The organism is Qipengyuania citrea (genome assembly GCF_024171405.1).
Lineage (GTDB): Bacteria > Pseudomonadota > Alphaproteobacteria > Sphingomonadales > Sphingomonadaceae > Qipengyuania > Qipengyuania profunda.
In genome coordinates this window covers 169,284-186,165 of record NZ_JALJZT010000002.1, presented here as the reverse complement: position 1 = coordinate 186,165, position 16,882 = coordinate 169,284, and the positions used below count along the sequence as shown (strand labels likewise).

Here is a 16,882-nt window from a genome sequence, read left to right as displayed (position 1 = left end):
TCCCGTTGCGCATACGCCGGGTCACACTTCATCCGGATTGATCGAGGAGGGGCGCCCGTCATGATCCAACATTCGCAAGATCCATACACGCTGGCCGCGCAGGAAGACCGCTGTGCACCGCGCGCCAAATTGGCCATCCCCGGCCAATTGCGCGCCAGCGGCGGCCGCGCCTTCCAGACCGTGATCCACGACCTGTCGGTGTCGGGCTTCTCCGCCGCCGCGCTCAACCGCATGCATGAAGGCCAGCTGTGCTGGCTCACCCTGCCCGGGCTTGAATCGCTGCAGGCACAGGTCGTGTGGTGGGAAAACTCGATGGTCGGCTGCGCCTTCAGCGAATTGCTGGGCTCGATCGTCCACGACAACATTCTCGCCCGCTACACCAGCGAAGGCGCCGCCTACCGGCCCTACTGAACGGCGAGACAATCCGGGGACGGTGCGCCGTTACCCGGACACCGCCACCCTGCCCGCCCCTAGTTAGTCTTCCAGCGTTTCGACCAGCCTGCCCACCAGCGTGCGGAACCCGTCGCGGTGCGCGCGGCTGGTCGCGGTTGGCCAATTGCTCACCACGGCCACGACCAATTGCTCATCGGGCACGATGGTGATCGCCTGCCCGAAAATTCCCTGTGCGCCGTACATGTCGCCGGGATAGGTCCACCACTGGTAGCCGTATCCGAAGCCGGGGGCCTCGGGCGCGAAATCGACCAGCGGCGAGCCCGCCTTGGCGAACCAGCCTGCGGGCACCACGCCCTCCCCGCCCTCGAGCGCGAACTGGCCCATGCGGGCATAGTCCGACAATCGCAGCGAGAGGCAGCAGCCACCGATATTGCCGCCGGTCAGGTCCTGCATCCAGAACAGCCCGCCCTCGAACCCGGCGGGCTCGACGATCTTCTCGGCCGCATAGGCAGCGAGCGACTGGCCGGTCGCCTGTTCGACGATCAGGCCGAGCAGATTGGTCTCGAGCGTTTTGTAGACCCATTTCTCGCCCGCGGGCGCCTCGCGCGTCAGCGTGCGGGCATAGGTCACAGCCTGCGATTCGCCCGCCACCGGGGCCACGCCGAGCATCCGCGCGACGTCGCTGTCGGGATCGGTGTAATCCTCGTTCCACGCCACGCCCGAGGTCATCGTGGCGATCTGGCCGACGCTCACCCCGTCATAGGCGGTGCCTGCCAGCGCGGGGATGATGTCGGTGACCGGCGTATCGACGCTGGCGATCGCGCCATCCGCGATTGCCGCCCCCAGCAGGGTCGAGGTAAAGCTCTTGGCGACCGAGAAGCTGGTCCACCGTCCGGTCGGGCCAAAACCCAGACCGTAATCCTCGAACACGATCGCACCGTCCTTGAGGACCATGAGGCCGGCCGCCTGCGTTTCGGCCATATAGGCACGGATATCCGCCCGCAGCGCGGCGGGCACGCGGCCTTCCTGCCGCGGCAGCGTGCGGACCGTGTTGGCAGGTGCCACTTCGAGCCCGGGGAAAGCAGATTCCATATCGCGGAACGCGGCCGAGCGGCGCGCGTCGTTCCAGAACAGGATCGAATCGCCCGGATCCAGGCTCGCCATTTGCGCGGGCATCGACTGGGTTACCGCCGGCGGTGCCGGGGGTGCGGTTGCGACGGTGTCGTAAGCCGCCGCGCAACCCGTCAGCGCCAGGGCCGCCACCGAAATCAATAATCCACGCATCACATCTCTCCCTCTTTCACCAGTGTAACCTGGTGGACGTCGATCCCGCCACCGCGGAACCCGCCTTCGCAATACATCAGGTAATAGCGCCACAAATCGTAGAACTGCTCGTCGAATCCTTCGGGCAGGTGTCCTGCGGCAGCCGCCGCGTCGAAATTGTGCCGCCAGTGTGCGAGCGTGGCGGCATAGTCCCCGCCGAAATCGCGCTGGTCCTGCCACGCGAGGCCGCGCTCCTCCGCCAGCCGGCGAAACTCGCTCGTGCGGATCAGCAGCCCGCCGGGGAAGATATAAGCCTGGATGAAATCGGCGCTCTTGGCATAGGCATCGAACAGATCGTCGCGCATCGCGATATACTGGATCGCCGCGCGCCCGCCCGGTTTCAGATTGCGCGCGATGCAGTCCATAAAGGTCGGCCAGTATTCGCGCCCCAGCGCCTCGACCATCTCGACGCTGACGATCGCGTCGAACTGGCCTTCGCAATCGCGATAGTCCTGCTTGCGGAAATCGACCCCCGCGCCGTGGTGCGCGGCGGCCCAGGCCAATTGTTCGTCGGACAGGCTGATCGCTGTGACGTCTGCCCCGCGCGCGGCGAGGAAGCCTGCCAACCCGCCCCAGCCGCAGCCGATTTCGAGCACCTTGGGCGCTGCGCCGATACGCGCGGCCAGCGCATCCCACTTGCGCCGCTGCGCAGCCTCGAGGCCGTCCTCGCCAGGCTCCAGCGCCGAGGAATAGCTCATCGTCGGGTCGAGCCACGCCTCGTAGAAATCATTGCCGAGGTCGTAATGCGCGCTGATATTTTTCCGCGCGCCTTCATGCGTGTTGCGATTGACCAGATGCGCCAGCTTGAGCGCGTGGCGGAACGGGCCCTTGGCGCGGGCGGTATCGCCCAGCCGCGACGCATGCTGCATGAACAGCGCGAACAGCGGGACCGGGTCGGGGCTCCACCATTCGCCCGCCTCCCATGCCTGGTACCAGCCGACCGAGCCATTGCTCGCCAGCCGGATCAGCGCATTCCAGCTGCGCAGCTCGACCTCGCATTCGAACCCCGGTGCATGCCCGCCCAGCGTACGGCGGCTGCCATCGGGCAGGACGCCGTGGATAGTCCCCGAGGTCAGCGCGGAATCGATCCGGTCGAGAATTCTCTCGAAACCGGGCGCCACCAACCGCGCGAACCAGCCGGGCCGGCGCGCAAAGCGCTGTGATCCGGCGATAAGGTCGTGCGTGCGGGGGGTAGTCGGCATATCCATCGCGCGCTGCTATTGCGCGGCGCGGCGGCGGACGCAAGCTAGCCTTTGGCCGACCGGTACGCCGCCAGTGCCCGCTCGCGCGCTTCCCTGTGGCCGATCATCTTGGCCGGGTAGTCGCCGCGCTTCCCGTCGGGCGGGTCGTGGATGCAATCGTCGCCCAGATCGGCCAGTTCGGGGACATATTCGCGAATGTAATCGGCGGCGCCGAACTTCTCGCTCTGCGTCAGCGGGGCCATGATCCGCACGAACATGTTGCTGTCCACCCCGGTGCCCGAGATCCACTGCCAGTTGACGCCGTTATTGGCGTAATCGGCATCGACCAGGCAGTCCCAGTACCATTGTTCGCCGAAGCGCCAGTCGATCAGCAGGTGCTTCACAAGGAAGCTGGCGCAGATCATCCGCACGCGGTTGTGCATCCACCCGGTGCGCCACAGCTGGCGCATCCCCGCATCGACTACCGGATAGCCGGTCATGCCCTTCTGCCAGCACGCAAGGTCCTGCGCGATCAGATGCCCCGCATTGGGGTTCCGCCACAGCGTGCGTTCGTCGTAGTCGCGGTAGCTTTCGCGCGGGTAGTCGGGGAACTGGTCGATCACGTTCTGCGCATAATCGCGCCAGATCACTTCCTTGGCGAAGGTGTTCCAGCCGTCGCTGCGCTTGTCCTTCAATGCGTGCCACACCTGCGCGGGGCTGATCTCGCCCCAGTGCAAATGCGGCGAGAGACGCGAGGTTGTGTCTTCGGACGGCAGATTGCGGCCCTCGTCGTACTCGCCCACCACATCGGCCCACCAGTCGAGCCGGTCATGCGCGGCGTCCTCGCCGAACTCCCAGAAATCGCGGATGCCGTCCGCCCAGTCGGGATTGGTCGGAAGCAGCGCCCAATCGGCCAGTTCGTCGCTGTCGGGCCAGCTATCGGGCGACGACAGCGTCTCGGGCTCGGGCAACGGGTCGCGCGGCGGCATCACCTCCAGCATGGATTTCGCAAACGGGGTGTAGATCTTGTACGGATCGCCCGAACCGGTGGTCACGCTGCCGGGCGGAAGCAGGTAATTGCCGTCGTAGAGGCACAGCCTGCGCTCCTCGCCCCCCGAACCTGCAAGCGCATCGCGCAGTTCGTCCTCGGCTTCCTTCCACCACGGCTCGTAGTGACGCATCGCGTGGATGCAGGTGGCCCCGACCTCGTCGGCGAGCGCGGCAAGCACCTGCGGGGCGTCGCCCCGGAGCAGCACGATCTTCGAGCGACGCTTCCCAAGCGATGTGCCGAGGCTTTCGAGCGAATAGTGCAGCCAGACCAGCGAGGCACCGCCATAGGCATGATCACCTGCGCGTTCGTCGTCGAGCACATAGACCGGGATGACGGGGCCGGCCTGCGCGGCGGCATGGAGCGCAGGCTGGTCGGCCATGCGCAAATCGCGCCGCAGCCAGACGATATGTGGGTTAGCGATAAGTCTTCTCCCGATGCCACCTATCAACCCCGTCATGCTGAACTTGTTTCAGCACCCATTCTTCGGCCCACTCAGGTCGAGCGGGAGGCAGGATGGACCCTGAAACAAGTTCAGGGTGACGGATTGGCTAGAGGTTCGCACTCGACATCGGGCAGCGCCACCGAGAACCGATCCCGCGCGCGCGGATCGTAGAAGCGAGCGTCGCGGAGGATGACCGAGCCATCGGGTGCGCGTTCGGCGAAGGGGGCGCGGGACCAGAAGAGGAAGGCGTCAAGTTGGCTGTTGTCTGTATGCCCGACCACCATATCGGGAAACTCACATATTGGCTCGCCGAGGGGTTCAGCGAAGCAATCATCATAAGTCCAACACTTCTCCTGTAGCCATCTGCCATCCCGCCCGAACATGAGCTCGCGCTTCCAAAAAGCAAACGGCACCGGATTGGCAATCACTTCAGCTGCAACTGGTCCTTCCAAGACAAACCCATCACCGATCCGAATGTGCTCTCCGAATGCTATTACTGCATGCAGAGAGCCGTGCCTCTCCTGTTGAGCAGTAATACCCGCATTCACTCCAATATACGCCAGCCCCACCGCTATCGCGATCCGCGCAGGCCTTCGCCACTCTCCGCCCCGCTTCTCCCGGCGGAGCGAAAACCATGTCGCGAAACCCAGCAGCGCCCACAGCCACACATCGATGATGAACAGCGTGTCGCCGTAGAACCAGCGGCTCGAGAACGGCTCGAGCAGGCGGATGCCGTAGACGTTGAGCCAGTCGAGCGCGGGATGCGTCAGGCAGCCGAGCAGCGCGAGTGCGTACAGCCATTTGAAATTGACCGGCAGGCGCGCCTCGGGCCGCTTGCCGCGCCTCGCCTGCCAGCGGTCGAACCCATAGAGCAGCCCCGCCAGTAACAGCGGCAGCAGCACCCAGGCGATCGGTCCATGCGTGATCCCGCGGCGGAAGCCGAGGTGTTCGACCCCGTCGAGCCAGAAGAAACAGGCCGCATCGACATCGGGCAGGTTCGCGCCGATGATCAGCGCGGGCATCGCCAGCCCGGTCTTCCGCTTGAGCCCCGCCTCCCCGATCAATGCCCCGACGAGGCTGTGTGTAATATTGTCCATTGCGCGCGAGTGTTAGCTCGCCCCGTCCAAAAGGAAAGGGCGGCAGGTTACCCCGCCGCCCTCGTCCCATAGGTTCAGCCTCGATCAGGAATCGGACGTTTCACCGCGACGCGCGGCGGTGAATTCGCGGCGGTCGAGATAGGTGTCGCCGTCCATGTCGTAATAAAAGAAGCTGTCGGCGGCCTTGTTGATCGTGTCGGCCTTCAGCTCGGGCTCGCCCTGGTCGTTGATCGCCTCGTGCTGCGGATTGAGCGGGATCGCCCAGATCGCATATTCGGCAACCGAGAGCTGGTCGTCGTCATTACGGTCGAGATAGCCCCAGGTCATGTTCTGGCGCAGGCGCATGTTGGTCTCGCCATCGCGTTCCTGCGACGCGGCATCCATTTCCTCGCGCTCGTCATCGCTCATGTCCTGCGAGGCGTCGGTAGCATCGGCCTGTGCGACCTGCTCGTTCACCACCTCGTCGCGATAGGTGCGATATTCGCTGCGGAAGGCGTCGGAATCGAACGCATCGCGGCGCGTCTGCGCATCGTCGCCCAGCATGTAATCGCGCGTCATGGGATCGTATTCGTCCACCATCGCGGTTTCGGTATCGGCCATTTCGCTGCCGACTACCGGGTCCTCGGCCACGTCGTCGCCGCAGGCGGCAAGCGCCAGCGCAAGCGTGGACAGTGCAGTCGTCTTGATCGAAATATTCATGTCTTCTCCATTGGTTGGACCCTGCAGCGGCAGGGATATGTCCAACCAACGGAGCCGAACCGCGATCGGTCCGAAAAACTGCGAAATGCTGTCAGCGCGTCAAACAGGATCCTGCGCGGTGCCGTCGACGGTCCAGGTCTGGCCCTTGCCGAGCAGCTTGGCGAGATTGGCCTCCTTGCCCTGGCTCGCGGCGGCCTTTTCGGCCATCGCGGCGGCCTCGAAGGTCGGGCGCGGATCGTCATAGAGCACGCCCAGCGCCATCGGGAACGGCCCGAAGGGCATCTCGACGAGCATATGCGCGATCGAGCGGTTGGTGACATCGTGGACGATCACCCCCGCGGCTTCCCAGTCGCCATCGACCACATCGACCACCTTGAGCTCGAGCTTGTCGCGGTCGAGCGCGATGCCCTTGGCATCCTTCGCGAACAGCATCGGCTTGCCGTTTTCGAGCCACAGCTGCTGGTCCTCGGCGCCCTTGGGCGCAGCGAAATCGTTGAACACGTCCTTGTTGTAGACGATGCAGTTCTGGAAGATCTCGATGAAGGCAGCGCCCTGGTGCGCATGCGCGGCTTTCAGCACATCGGGCAGGTGCTTCGACACGTCGAACCCGCGGCCGACGAAGCGCGCGCCGGCACCCAGCGCGAAAGCGGCGGGGCGCGCGGGATGGTCGTAGCTGCCGATCGGGGTCGAGGGCGACTTGGTGCCCTCGCGGCTGGTGGGCGAGGCCTGGCCCTTGGTGAGTCCGTAGATCTCGTTGTTGAACAGCATGATCTGCATGTTCACATTGCGCCGCAGGACATGCATCAGGTGATTGCCGCCGATCGACAAACCATCGCCGTCACCGGTCACCAACCAGATGTCGAGGTCCGGATTGGCGAGCTTCGCGCCCGTGGCAAAGGCGGGCGCGCGGCCGTGGATGGTGTGGAAGCCGTAGCTCTCGACATAATAGGGGAAGCGGCTCGAACAGCCGATCCCGCTGATGAACACGGTGTTGGCCGGGTCCGCGCCCAGCTGCGGCAGCGTGCGCTGCACCGCCTTGAGGATCGCGTAGTCGCCGCAACCCGGGCACCAGCGGACCTCCTGGTCGGTTTCCCAGTCCTTGAGCGTGGTTTCGATCTTTACGGGTGCGTTCACGAGCCGAGCTCCTGCGATTGCGGTGACGACTGGTTCTTCAGCGATCCGTCGTCATGTCCGGATTCCAGATGCGGCAACTGGTCGTCATTGACCGGGACCTCGCCGCCTTCATTGCCTTCGACGCCGTCGAAATACTTGCCGATCGCTTCTTCCATTTCGGCGATCTGGAAGGGCTGGCCGCTGGTCTTGGTCAGCGGCGTCGCATCGACGAGGAACTGGTCGCGCAGCACGGTCTTGAACTGGCCGGTGTTCATTTCGGGCACCAGCACATGCTCGAACCCGCGCAGCAGGTCGCCGAGGTTCTTCGGCAGCGGCCAGATGTGGCGCACATGGATGTGGCTCACGTCCCGCCCCTGGCGGCGCGCATTGTCGACCGCGCGGTGGATCGGGCCGAACGTGCTGCCCCAACCGACGACCGCGAGCTTGCCCGAGGTGTTGCCGAGGCAGACTTCCTGGTCGGGCACGGCGATGCCGTCGATCTTGCCCTTGCGCAGGTCGGTCATGCGCTGGTGGTTGTCGGGCGAATAGTCGATATTGCCGCTCAGCTCGTGCTTCTCGATCCCGCCGATGCGGTGCATCAGGCCGGGCGTCCCGGGCTTGACCCAGGGCCGTGCGCCCTTCTCGTCGCGCTTGTAGGGCAGGAAGGTCTCGGCCCCCTGATCGTCGACCGCGTTCTTCTCGGTCAGGAACTGCGCCGGGAACGGTTCGAACGTGGCCGGATCGGGCACTTTCCACGGCTCGGCGGCATTGGCGATATAGCCATCGGTGAGCAGCATGACGGGGGTCATGTATTGCACCGCGATGCGGCAGGCCTCGATCGCCACCTCGAAGGCATCGCCCGGGCTGCTGGCGGCAATCACCGGCATCGGCGCATCGCCATTGCGGCCATAGACCGCCTGGTAGAGATCGCTCTGCTCGGTCTTGGTCGGCAGGCCCGTGGACGGGCCGCCGCGCTGCGAGTTGACGATCACCAGCGGCAATTCGGTCATGATGGCGAGGCCCATCGCCTCGCCCTTGAGCGCAATGCCCGGACCCGAAGAGCTGGTGATCCCGAGGCTACCCGCATAGCTGGCACCGATGGCAGCGCAGATCGCGGCAATTTCGTCTTCCGCCTGGAAGGTGGTGACGTCGAATTCCTTGAGCCGCGCGAGATGGTGCAGGATCGCGCTGGCGGGGGTGATCGGATAGCCGCCGAAGAACATCGGCAGGCTGGCCAGCTGTGCGCCCGCGACCAGGCCCAAGCTGACCGCTTCGGCGCCGGTGACGGTGCGATAAAGCCCCGGCGCGCTGGGCACCGGATCGATATGGACCTGCTTGAGCGGCCCCGCGAGCTCGGCGGTTTCGCCATAGGCATGGCCCGCATCGAGCGCGGCGATATTGGCATCGGCGATTTCGGGCTTGGATTTGAACTTGGCCTTGAGCCAGTCGTGGATCGGTTCGCGCGGACGGTCGAACATCCACAGCGCGAGGCCCAGCGTCCACATGTTCTTGGACCGCAGCGCATCCTTGTTGCCCAGGCCGTAGGGCTTGACCGCCTCGATCGTCTTTTCGCTGATGTCGAAGGCAAGCAGGTCGTACTTGGCGAGGCTGTCATCCTCGAGCGGATTGGCCTCGTAATGCGCCTTGTCGAGGTTGCGCTTGGTGAACGCGCCGGTGTCGGCAATCACCAGCCCGCCGGGCTTGAGCGCCGCGATATTGGTCTTCAGCGCCGCCGGGTTCATCGCCACCAGCACATCGGGCGCATCGCCCGCGGTGTTGATTTCGCGGCTGCCGAAATTGATCTGGAAGGCCGAGACGCCGAACAGCGTGCCCTGCGGCGCGCGGATTTCGGCGGGGAAATCGGGGAAGGTGGCCAGATCATTGCCGGCCAGCGCGGTCGACAGGGTGAACTGCCCACCCGTCAGCTGCATGCCATCGCCGGAATCGCCGGCGAAGCGCACAACGACGCTTTCGGGGGTTGCGGGGAGGCCGTCCTGCGGGGCGGTGGCGGCTGTTGCCATCCGGATATTCCTTGTCTGCGCCATCGCTTGCGGCGCCGTTTCCAATGGGAAGCGCCACCTAGGGCGCGCCCCATCCTCTCGCAATGAAGTTTCTCTGCTAGGCCAAAAAAGCCGCATGGAAAAGCGCTGCGAACACGCTAAGTCCCAAAAAGAAACGCATATGGGAGAGAACGCAATGGCCGATACCGAACATTATGTCCGCGACGATGTACGCGGGTTCCTCGACATGCTCGAAGCAATGGGCGGCAAGGGGGTCGAGGAAGTCGGTGCCGAAGAAGCGCGCCAGCAGATGCGCGCGATGGGCGCGGTGGCCGAGGCCGAGCCGCGGACGATGGCGGTGCAGCGCGATCTGACATGCCCCGGTCCCGCGGGCCCGATCCCGCTGCGCTTCTACGACGTCAAGGCCGAGCGCGCGCCCGGCCCCTGTGTGATTTTCATCCACGGCGGCGGTTTCGTGATCGGCGATCTGGAAGTCTATCACGCGCTGTGCACCGAGATTTCGCACCATCTCGACCTGCCGGTCATCTCGGTCGACTACCGCCTCGCGCCCGAACACCCCTTCCCCGCCGCGCCCGACGATTGCGAGGCGGTGGCGCGCTGGCTCGCCGCATCGCCCGCTGAACTTGACCGGACGATCACCGGGCTGGTCATCACCGGCGACAGCGCGGGCGGCAATCTGACCATCGTCACCACCAACCAGCTGATGAACGAGCCCGCCGACGTACCGGTAATCGTGCAGGCCCCCATCTATCCGGTCGCCAGCGACACCTCGCAACACAGCAGCTTCGCGATGTTCACCGAAGGCTTCCTGCTGACCGGTGCGGCGATGGCCTGGTTCAACGATCAATATGGCGGCGATGCGGGCGATCCGCGCCACACGCCGATGGTCGGCGATTGCACGAACACCCCGCCGACCGTCGTGTGCACCGCGGGTCTCGATCCCTTGCGCGATTCCGGCCGGGAATACGCCGCACATCTGGTGCAACTCGGCACGGAAGTGGTCTATCTCGAGTTTCCCGGCATCATTCACGGGTTTACCACGCTGAGAAAAGCGATACCGAGCGGTCAGAGGGATCTCGAAGCGTTCCTCGACGCGACGAAACTGATGGTGGAGCGATACAGGTGAGCGAAACGCTGGGATACCGCCCGTGTGTGGGTGTGATGCTGGTTAACGGCGACGGCAAGGTGTTCGTCGGTCGCCGGATCGACAATAAGGAAGGCGACTGGTGGCAGATGCCGCAGGGCGGCGTCGACGAAGGCGAAGACCTGCGTGATGCCGCGCTGCGCGAACTGGGCGAGGAAACCGGGGTTCGTCCCGAGCATGTGACCATCCTCAAGGCGATGGACGAGCCGATCCGTTACGACCTTCCCGAAGAGCTGATCGGCAAGCTATGGGGCGGCAAGTACCGCGGGCAGGAACAGGTGTGGTATCTGGCGCGGTTTGCCGGCGCGGATGCCGACATCGACCTCGAAGCGCATGATCCGCCCGAATTCTGCGACTGGAAATGGGTCGAGGCGGAGCAGCTGCCCGACCTGATCGTGCCCTTCAAGAAACGCGTCTACCGCGCCGTGGTGGACGCGTTTCGCGAGCTGGTCTGACGCCGCGCCAAACGCAGCCCGTGCCAGCCGGCGACACCGGCGATCATTGCGGAAATGGTTATGATCAGCCACTCGCCCAGAGTGCGCCGTTCATCAATGCCAACGAAAACGTAAAGCACCTGAACTGCGGCTGCAGCCACCAGCACCCACAAAACCGGATGGTTCGCCCAGCTCCAGCGTCGGGAAAGTAAGGCCAGCGCCAGTGCGGCAACCATGTTCGGCAATGCTCCGATCACCGATAATAGAACCGAGCCCAACCAGTACAGCCACCAAGGATATTGATATTCGCGCACGCGCGTCACAGAGTTTTCGAAGCCCGCGACGGATGCCCCCTGAAGGATGAGAAAGCTTAGCAGCCCAATGCTACTAAACACGCCCGCGGTAAGCGCCAAGACCCACATGATCTCGGCGGATTTCGAAACTCTTTGTGGCTGCATGCGACCTCCTTGCGGAGGTCAGTTAGCCTGCGAGGTAATACCGTTCGGTAAACTTGCCTCGGCCGTCTGTACGCGCGCCGGGGGTCCGGCGGCGATACGCGCGTTGAGCTGCTGCGTTTCGGCGCAGCTCTGGCCGCACAGCGATTCCAGCTTGGCCAGGCTGCCGCGCGCCTTTTCGATCGCGCCCTTCTCGACCAGCGCTTCGCCCTCGCCCGCGATCGCGGCCAGGTTGCGCGGCTCGCGCGTCAGCGCTTCGCGGTAATAGCGGATCGCCTTGCCCTGCAGGCTGTCGGCACGGGCGGCTTCGGCGAGCCGCAGGAAGATCGGCGTATGCCCCGGATCGACCGCCAGCGCCGCCTCGAACGCGTCGATTGCGCCCTGCGTATCGCCCTGCGCCAGCGCCGCTTCGCCCTCGGCAATCAACACGGCCGCGCGCGGCGTCGGCGCGTCGTCCCCGGCCCAGCCAACGCTCGATGTCATGGCAAGCGCCAGCGAAAGGGCGGCAGCGGCGGGGGCAAAACGCATAATCGTCTCCAGCGGGGTCGTCCGTCGAATAGGTGGCGGGTCAGCCATAATGCTTATGGCTAACACGGGAAGCGGTCAGGCCCAAGCGTGATAATCCCCGTCTTCACGCAGCGGCCTGAACCCGCGCTGCACAGGCAATGAAGAACCCGTCGGTGGAATCGGGCGCCGGCGACAGGCGGATACCCTGCCCGCGCGGACGCCCCAGCGGCAGCGCAAGCGCGCGCGGCTGCAGGTCGGGGTGGCGGGCGAGCAGGGCGTCGAACTGCCCTGCCCCTTCCTCGTCGAGCAGCGAGCAGGTGACATAGACGATCCGCCCGCCGGGCTTCACCAGCTGCGCCGCCACATCGAGCAGATAGGCCTGCAGCGTGGTTAACCGGGACAGTTCCTGTTCGTCGAGCCGCCAGCGCGCTTCGGGATTGCGGCGCCAGGTGCCGGTGCCCGAACAGGGCGCGTCGACCAGCACCGCATCGGCCTGGCCGGCGAACTCGGCCAGCGCCTCCATCTCGCGCTGCGGATTGAGCAGGATGGTGGCGATATCCGCCGCGCCTGCGCGGTCGGCGCGCGGAGCCAGCCGCGAGAGGCGGTTGCGATCGGTGTCCGAGGCGATCAGCCGCCCCTGGTTGTCCATCGCCGCGGCCAGCGCGAGCGTCTTGCCGCCCCCGCCCGCGCACAAATCGATCACGGTCTCGCCCGGCTGCGCGCCCGCCGCGAGGCAGGCGAGCTGCGAACCGGTGTCCTGCACCTCGATCTCGCCCGCGCGGAAAGCCGGCCATTGCTCGACCGGCGTACCAGTGGCGAGCCGTAGCCCGTGCGGGGCGGCGGTGGGTTCGGCGGGCTCGGGCAGCGTCACCGTGGCGCGTTCGGCCTTGAGCGTGTTGACGCGCAGATCGAGCGGCGCGCGGTCGAGCAGGGCCTCGGCCTCGCCGCCTTCGACACCCGAGGCCGCCAGTCGCGCGATCAGCCAGGACGGCGCGACGCCGCCCTCGGCGACCGGCTCGCCCTCGGCAATCGGCGCGGCGCCATAATTGGAGCCATCGAACAGCGGCGCGATCGCGGGATCGGTCTCGGCCAGCCGCAGCATCGCCGCGCGGCCGCTGGCGGGCACCGGACCGCAGGCGCGGATCGCGGCATAGACCAGCTCGCGGATCGCGCGCCGGTCCTTCGACCCGGCGAAGCGGTTGTTGCGGAACCATTCGGCGAGGATGCGGTCGGCGGGCGCGGCTTTCGCGCGCGCGGCCTCGACGATCCGGTCGAGCAGCTCGATCGCAGTCTGGACCCGGGCAGCGGGCGTCATGGCCTAGCGCGTCGGATAGTTGGGCGCTTCGCGCGTGATCGCCACGTCATGGACATGGCTTTCGGCCAGCCCGGCATTGGTGATCCGGACGAATTGCGCGCGCTTGCGCAAATCGTCGATCGTGGCGCTGCCGGTATAGCCCATCGCCGCCTTGATCCCGCCGACCAGCTGGTGAACCACCGCGCTGGCCGGGCCCTTGTAGGGCACTTGTCCCTCGATCCCCTCGGGGACCAGTTTCTGCTGGCTGATATCGGCCTGGAAATAGCGGTCGGCGCTGCCGCGCGCCATCGCGCTGACGCTGCCCATGCCGCGATAGGCCTTGTAGCTGCGGCCCTGGTAGATGAAGGTTTCGCCCGGCGCTTCCTCGGTCCCGGCCAGCATCGAGCCGATCATCACCGTGCTCGCGCCCGCAGCCAGCGCCTTGGCGGCATCGCCGCTGGTGCGCAGGCCGCCATCGGCGATGACGGGGATGCCGTATTCCTCGGCCGCCTCGGCGCTGTCCATCACCGCGGTCAGCTGCGGCACGCCGACGCCCGCGACCACGCGCGTGGTGCAGATCGAGCCCGGGCCGATCCCGACCTTGACCGCATCGGCGCCTGCCCCGGCCAGTGCCTTGGTCGCTTCGGCAGTGGCGACATTGCCCGCGATTACCTGCACGCTGTTCGACAGCTTCTTCACTCGCTCGACCGCGCGCGCGACATCCATGTTGTGGCCATGCGCGGTATCGATCACCACCACATCGACCTCGGCATCGATCAGCGCTTCGGTGCGTTCGAAGCCCTTGTCGCCCACGGTGGTCGCGGCAGCGACGCGCAGGCGTCCGGTGGGGTCCTTGGTGGCATCGGGATAGGCGACCGCCTTCTCGATATCCTTGACCGTGATCAGCCCGACGCAGCGCCCCGCATCATCGACCACCAGCAGCTTTTCGATCCGCCGTTGGTGGAGCAGCCGCCGCGCCTCTTCCTGCCCGGTGCCGAGCGGCACGGTGGCGAGGTTTTCGGTCGTCATCAGTTCGCCGATGGGCTGGCGCGGGTTCTCGGCAAAGCGGACGTCGCGATTGGTCAGTATCCCGACAAGCTTGCCGTCGCGATCGGTCACCGGGATGCCGCTGATGCGGTTGACGGACATGATGTCCTGCGCCTCGCCCAGTGTGGCTTCGGGGTGGATGGTGATCGGATTGACCACCATGCCGCTTTCATAGCGCTTGACCGCGCGCACTGCAGCGACCTGTTCGTCGACTTCGAGATTGCGGTGCAGCACGCCGATCCCGCCCAGCTGCGCCATGGCGATCGCCATGTCGGCTTCGGTTACGGTGTCCATCGCGCTGGACACCACCGGGATGCTGAGGCCGATCTCGCGCGTCAGCCGACTGGCGGTCCGCGCCATCGACGGCAGGATATCGCTCTCGGCCGGACGCAGGAGAACGTCGTCGAAAGTAAGGCCGAGGGGAATGTCGAAATGTGCCACGTGGAGAATCGCCTGCCGGGGGAGAAATGTGGCGGCCCATGTAACGACGGATGGGGAAACTAGCTAGTGCCCATAACCGCGCTTTGCGAGCTGGCCCGTTAAGGCGCGCAGATTATCCCGTTTCGGTCGGCGCGGTCCTACGCTCGATGCCCCGACCGCTGCCGATTGCGATGGAGGTAGATCCGGCCCCACGCCACGAGTGCGCCGAGCGGAAACAGGGCGCGCACGACCTCGGGCTCCCAGCTGCCCGCCGCTGCGCTGAACGACACCGTCGGGATCGCCGCGCCAAGAAACCAGTAAAGCTGTTCCGGTGCGTGCGGAACCAGTGCCGCACCGCCCACGCCGACGAAGGCGAGGACTGCCCACAGGGGTTTCAGCGCAAGACCGGGTTCGCGCAGGGCAGCAAAGGCTCCCCCCACGCCGAGGACGAGACTTGCGCCCGCGGCCACAAGGAACGGCACCAGCATACTCGGCACGCGCGCTTACTCCGCGGTCCAGCCGCCATCGACGCTCCAATTGGCGCCGTTCACATTCTGCGCCTCGTCGCGGCAGAGGAACACGGCGAGCGCGCCGATTTCGTCGGGCTGGACGAACTTCTTGGTCGCCTGCTTGACCAGCAGCACATCATTGATGACCTGCTCGCGGGTCAGCCCGCGCGCCGCCATCGTGTCGGGGATCTGGTTTTCGACCAGCGGGGTCCAGACATAGCCGGGGCTGATGCAATTGGCGGTCACGCCGAATTCGGCGAGTTCGAGCGCCACGGTCTTGGTCAGGCCGTCGAGCCCGTGCTTGGCCGAATTATACGCCGACTTGAACGGGCTGGCGACCTTGGAATGCGCGCTGGCGGTGTTGATGATCCGCCCCCACCCCTTGCGCTTCATCGCGAGCGCGGCGAGCCGCGTGGTATGGAACGCCGCGGTCAGGTTGAGCGCGATGATCGTGTCCCATTTCTCGACCGGGAAATCCTCCACCGGCGCGACATGCTGCATCCCGGCATTGTTGACGAGCACGTCGATCTCGCCCGCCTCGGCCATCATCGTCTCGATTTGCGCGACATCGGTCAGGTCCGCTCCGCTGTGCGTCGCGCCCAGTTCCTCGCACAATCCGGCGATCTCACCCGCATCGCCAAAGCCGTTGAGGACCAGCTGCGCCCCCGCCCCCGCCAGCGCGCGCGCGATGGCGAGGCCGATGCCGCTGGTCGATCCGGTCACCAGTGCGCGCTTGCCCTTGAGGAATTCGGCGTGAAACATTTGGCTCTCCGGACGTTGTGGGAATAGTCGATTTCGGCCATTGCGCACATACCAAGCGCTGTAAAGCGGTCAGGCATAAGGGGGAGCGCATGCGGCTCAATCCGTTCAATACCGGCAATATCAACGTACGATCGAGCGGTGGCGGCGGTGTCCCCGGCGGCAAGGCAGGCGGGATCGGCTGCGGCACGATCGTGATCGCCGCAGTGGGCTATTTCGTCTTCGGGCTCGACCCGATGCAGACCGCGGGCATGGTCGAAGGCGTCCAGCAGGGCCAGCAGCAGGCGGGCCCGGCGAACACCAACGAACAGGAAGTGTGCACCAGCAGCGAATTTGCGCGCGAGGCATGCAACGGCCTGCAATCGCTCAACCAGACCTGGGCGGGCACTTTCGAGGCGCAGGGTTATGGCGACCAGTTCCGCCAGCCCACGCTCGACCTCTATGGCGGCGGCGGGGTGAACACCGGCTGCGGCAGCGGGACCTCGGCGATGGGGCCGTTCTACTGCCCCGCCGACCAGACGATCTATATCGATACCAGCTTCTACGACACGCTCGAACGCCAGCTTGGCGCGGGCGGCGATTTCGCGCGTTATTACGTGCTCGCGCATGAATATGGCCACCACATCCAGACGATCACCGGGATTTCCAGCCAGATCCGCAGCGCGCAGCAGCAGAACCCCAGCCGGGCGAACCAGCTGCAGGTGCTGATGGAATTGCAGGCGGACTGCTATGCCGGGGTCTGGGCGGGCAAGAACCGCAATCTGATCGAGCCGGGCGATATCGAGGAAGGCATGCAGGCCGCCGCCGCGATCGGCGACGACCGGCTGACCGGCGGGCGGGTATCGTCGGAGAACTTCACCCACGGCACGTCGCAGCAGCGCAGCGATGCCTTGCGGCTGGGCCTGCAGGGCGATGATCGCGCCTGCGACCGGATTACCAATATCGGCTGATCGGCGCGCCCGCGGGCGCGAAAAAGGGCGCGCTCCCGTCGCC

Annotated in this window: 17 protein-coding genes; 4 read left to right on the top strand and 13 right to left on the bottom strand. The window is 65.8% G+C overall.

What is annotated here, in order from left to right:
• Positions 1-60 precede the first annotated feature (60 nt).
• On the top strand, positions 61-411 hold the full coding sequence (locus J2S32_RS01785) for a PilZ domain-containing protein (RefSeq protein WP_253515427.1): 351 nt from the start codon (positions 61-63) through the stop codon (positions 409-411).
• 63 nt (positions 412-474) lie between these two features.
• Here J2S32_RS01785 and J2S32_RS01780 read toward each other — a convergent pair whose 3' ends face one another.
• From J2S32_RS01780 to J2S32_RS01750, 7 genes are all read right to left on the bottom strand, one after another.
• Entirely contained in the window at positions 475-1,677 is a 1,203-nt protein-coding gene (locus J2S32_RS01780) for a serine hydrolase domain-containing protein (protein WP_253515426.1), read from the bottom strand.
• The gene (locus J2S32_RS01775; protein ID WP_253515425.1) at positions 1,677-2,924 is read right to left on the bottom strand and encodes an SAM-dependent methyltransferase; all 1,248 of its coding nucleotides are present in this window, start codon (positions 2,922-2,924) and stop codon (positions 1,677-1,679) included. Before J2S32_RS01775 ends, J2S32_RS01780 begins: the two co-directional genes overlap by 1 nt.
• 38 nt (positions 2,925-2,962) lie before the next feature.
• Positions 2,963-4,369: a cryptochrome/photolyase family protein gene (locus J2S32_RS01770; protein WP_253522869.1), complete on the bottom strand. Its 1,407-nt coding sequence runs from the start codon at positions 4,367-4,369 to the stop codon at positions 2,963-2,965.
• Between the two features lie 110 nt (positions 4,370-4,479).
• On the bottom strand, positions 4,480-5,487 hold the full coding sequence (locus J2S32_RS01765) for a metal-dependent hydrolase (protein ID WP_253515423.1): 1,008 nt from the start codon (positions 5,485-5,487) through the stop codon (positions 4,480-4,482).
• An 84-nt stretch (positions 5,488-5,571) separates the two neighbouring features.
• Positions 5,572-6,186 (bottom strand): hypothetical protein, encoded by a 615-nt coding sequence (locus tag J2S32_RS01760; RefSeq protein ID WP_253515422.1) that lies wholly within the window; start codon positions 6,184-6,186, stop codon positions 5,572-5,574.
• Between the two features lie 99 nt (positions 6,187-6,285).
• Positions 6,286-7,320 carry a 2-oxoacid:ferredoxin oxidoreductase subunit beta gene (locus J2S32_RS01755; RefSeq protein ID WP_253515421.1) on the bottom strand — a complete coding sequence of 345 codons (1,035 nt, stop codon included), beginning with the start codon at positions 7,318-7,320 and terminating at the stop codon, positions 6,286-6,288.
• On the bottom strand, positions 7,317-9,320 hold the full coding sequence (locus J2S32_RS01750; RefSeq protein ID WP_253515420.1) for a 2-oxoacid:acceptor oxidoreductase subunit alpha: 2,004 nt from the start codon (positions 9,318-9,320) through the stop codon (positions 7,317-7,319). Before J2S32_RS01750 ends, J2S32_RS01755 begins: the two co-directional genes overlap by 4 nt.
• A gap of 175 nt (positions 9,321-9,495) precedes the next feature.
• Here J2S32_RS01750 and J2S32_RS01745 point away from each other — a divergent pair, with 175 nt between their 5' ends.
• Together J2S32_RS01745 and J2S32_RS01740 are read left to right on the top strand one after the other, a co-directional pair.
• Positions 9,496-10,446, top strand: a complete 951-nt coding sequence (locus tag J2S32_RS01745; protein WP_253515419.1) for an alpha/beta hydrolase — start codon at positions 9,496-9,498, stop codon at positions 10,444-10,446.
• 35 nt (positions 10,447-10,481) lie between these two features.
• A complete protein-coding gene (locus J2S32_RS01740) occupies positions 10,482-10,919 on the top strand; it encodes an RNA pyrophosphohydrolase (RefSeq protein ID WP_253522866.1) in 438 nt (145 codons plus the stop codon).
• Here the strand turns inward: J2S32_RS01740 and J2S32_RS01735 are convergent.
• From J2S32_RS01735 to J2S32_RS01710, 6 genes are all read right to left on the bottom strand, one after another.
• Positions 10,880-11,356, bottom strand: coding sequence for a hypothetical protein (locus tag J2S32_RS01735; protein ID WP_253515418.1), 477 nt, complete (start codon positions 11,354-11,356; stop codon positions 10,880-10,882). The genes J2S32_RS01740 and J2S32_RS01735 overlap by 40 nt on opposite strands.
• An 18-nt stretch (positions 11,357-11,374) precedes the next feature.
• Positions 11,375-11,881 (bottom strand): tetratricopeptide repeat protein, encoded by a 507-nt coding sequence (locus J2S32_RS01730; protein ID WP_253515417.1) that lies wholly within the window; start codon positions 11,879-11,881, stop codon positions 11,375-11,377.
• A 103-nt stretch (positions 11,882-11,984) separates the two neighbouring features.
• Positions 11,985-13,175 carry an RsmB/NOP family class I SAM-dependent RNA methyltransferase gene (locus tag J2S32_RS01725; protein WP_253515415.1) on the bottom strand — a complete coding sequence of 397 codons (1,191 nt, stop codon included), beginning with the start codon at positions 13,173-13,175 and terminating at the stop codon, positions 11,985-11,987.
• A gap of 3 nt (positions 13,176-13,178) precedes the next feature.
• Positions 13,179-14,642, bottom strand: a complete 1,464-nt coding sequence (guaB, locus tag J2S32_RS01720) for an IMP dehydrogenase (RefSeq protein ID WP_253515413.1) — start codon at positions 14,640-14,642, stop codon at positions 13,179-13,181.
• 137 nt (positions 14,643-14,779) lie between these two features.
• Positions 14,780-15,118, bottom strand: coding sequence for a hypothetical protein (locus J2S32_RS01715; protein WP_253515412.1), 339 nt, complete (start codon positions 15,116-15,118; stop codon positions 14,780-14,782).
• Positions 15,119-15,124: 6 nt separating this feature from the next.
• Positions 15,125-15,892, bottom strand: coding sequence for a 3-hydroxybutyrate dehydrogenase (locus tag J2S32_RS01710; protein ID WP_253515411.1), 768 nt, complete (start codon positions 15,890-15,892; stop codon positions 15,125-15,127).
• Between the two features lie 89 nt (positions 15,893-15,981).
• Here J2S32_RS01710 and ypfJ point away from each other — a divergent pair, with 89 nt between their 5' ends.
• Entirely contained in the window at positions 15,982-16,839 is an 858-nt protein-coding gene (gene ypfJ, locus J2S32_RS01705; RefSeq protein ID WP_253515410.1) for a KPN_02809 family neutral zinc metallopeptidase, read from the top strand.
• The last annotated feature ends 43 nt before the right edge of the window (positions 16,840-16,882 follow it).

Coding starts and splice junctions, on each gene's coding strand:
- J2S32_RS01785 (WP_253515427.1), top strand. CDS start 61: ATGATCCAACATTCGCAAGATCCATACACGCTGGCCGCGCAGGAAGAC.
- J2S32_RS01780 (WP_253515426.1), bottom strand. CDS start 1,677: ATGCGTGGATTATTGATTTCGGTGGCGGCCCTGGCGCTGACGGGTTGC.
- J2S32_RS01775 (WP_253515425.1), bottom strand. CDS start 2,924: ATGGATATGCCGACTACCCCCCGCACGCACGACCTTATCGCCGGATCA.
- J2S32_RS01765 (WP_253515423.1), bottom strand. CDS start 5,487: ATGGACAATATTACACACAGCCTCGTCGGGGCATTGATCGGGGAGGCG.
- J2S32_RS01760 (WP_253515422.1), bottom strand. CDS start 6,186: ATGAATATTTCGATCAAGACGACTGCACTGTCCACGCTTGCGCTGGCG.
- J2S32_RS01750 (WP_253515420.1), bottom strand. CDS start 9,320: ATGGCAACAGCCGCCACCGCCCCGCAGGACGGCCTCCCCGCAACCCCC.
- J2S32_RS01745 (WP_253515419.1), top strand. CDS start 9,496: ATGGCCGATACCGAACATTATGTCCGCGACGATGTACGCGGGTTCCTC.
- J2S32_RS01740 (WP_253522866.1), top strand. CDS start 10,482: ATGCTGGTTAACGGCGACGGCAAGGTGTTCGTCGGTCGCCGGATCGAC.
- J2S32_RS01735 (WP_253515418.1), bottom strand. CDS start 11,356: ATGCAGCCACAAAGAGTTTCGAAATCCGCCGAGATCATGTGGGTCTTG.
- J2S32_RS01730 (WP_253515417.1), bottom strand. CDS start 11,881: ATGCGTTTTGCCCCCGCCGCTGCCGCCCTTTCGCTGGCGCTTGCCATG.
- J2S32_RS01725 (WP_253515415.1), bottom strand. CDS start 13,175: ATGACGCCCGCTGCCCGGGTCCAGACTGCGATCGAGCTGCTCGACCGG.
- J2S32_RS01710 (WP_253515411.1), bottom strand. CDS start 15,892: ATGTTTCACGCCGAATTCCTCAAGGGCAAGCGCGCACTGGTGACCGGA.
- ypfJ (WP_253515410.1), top strand. CDS start 15,982: ATGCGGCTCAATCCGTTCAATACCGGCAATATCAACGTACGATCGAGC.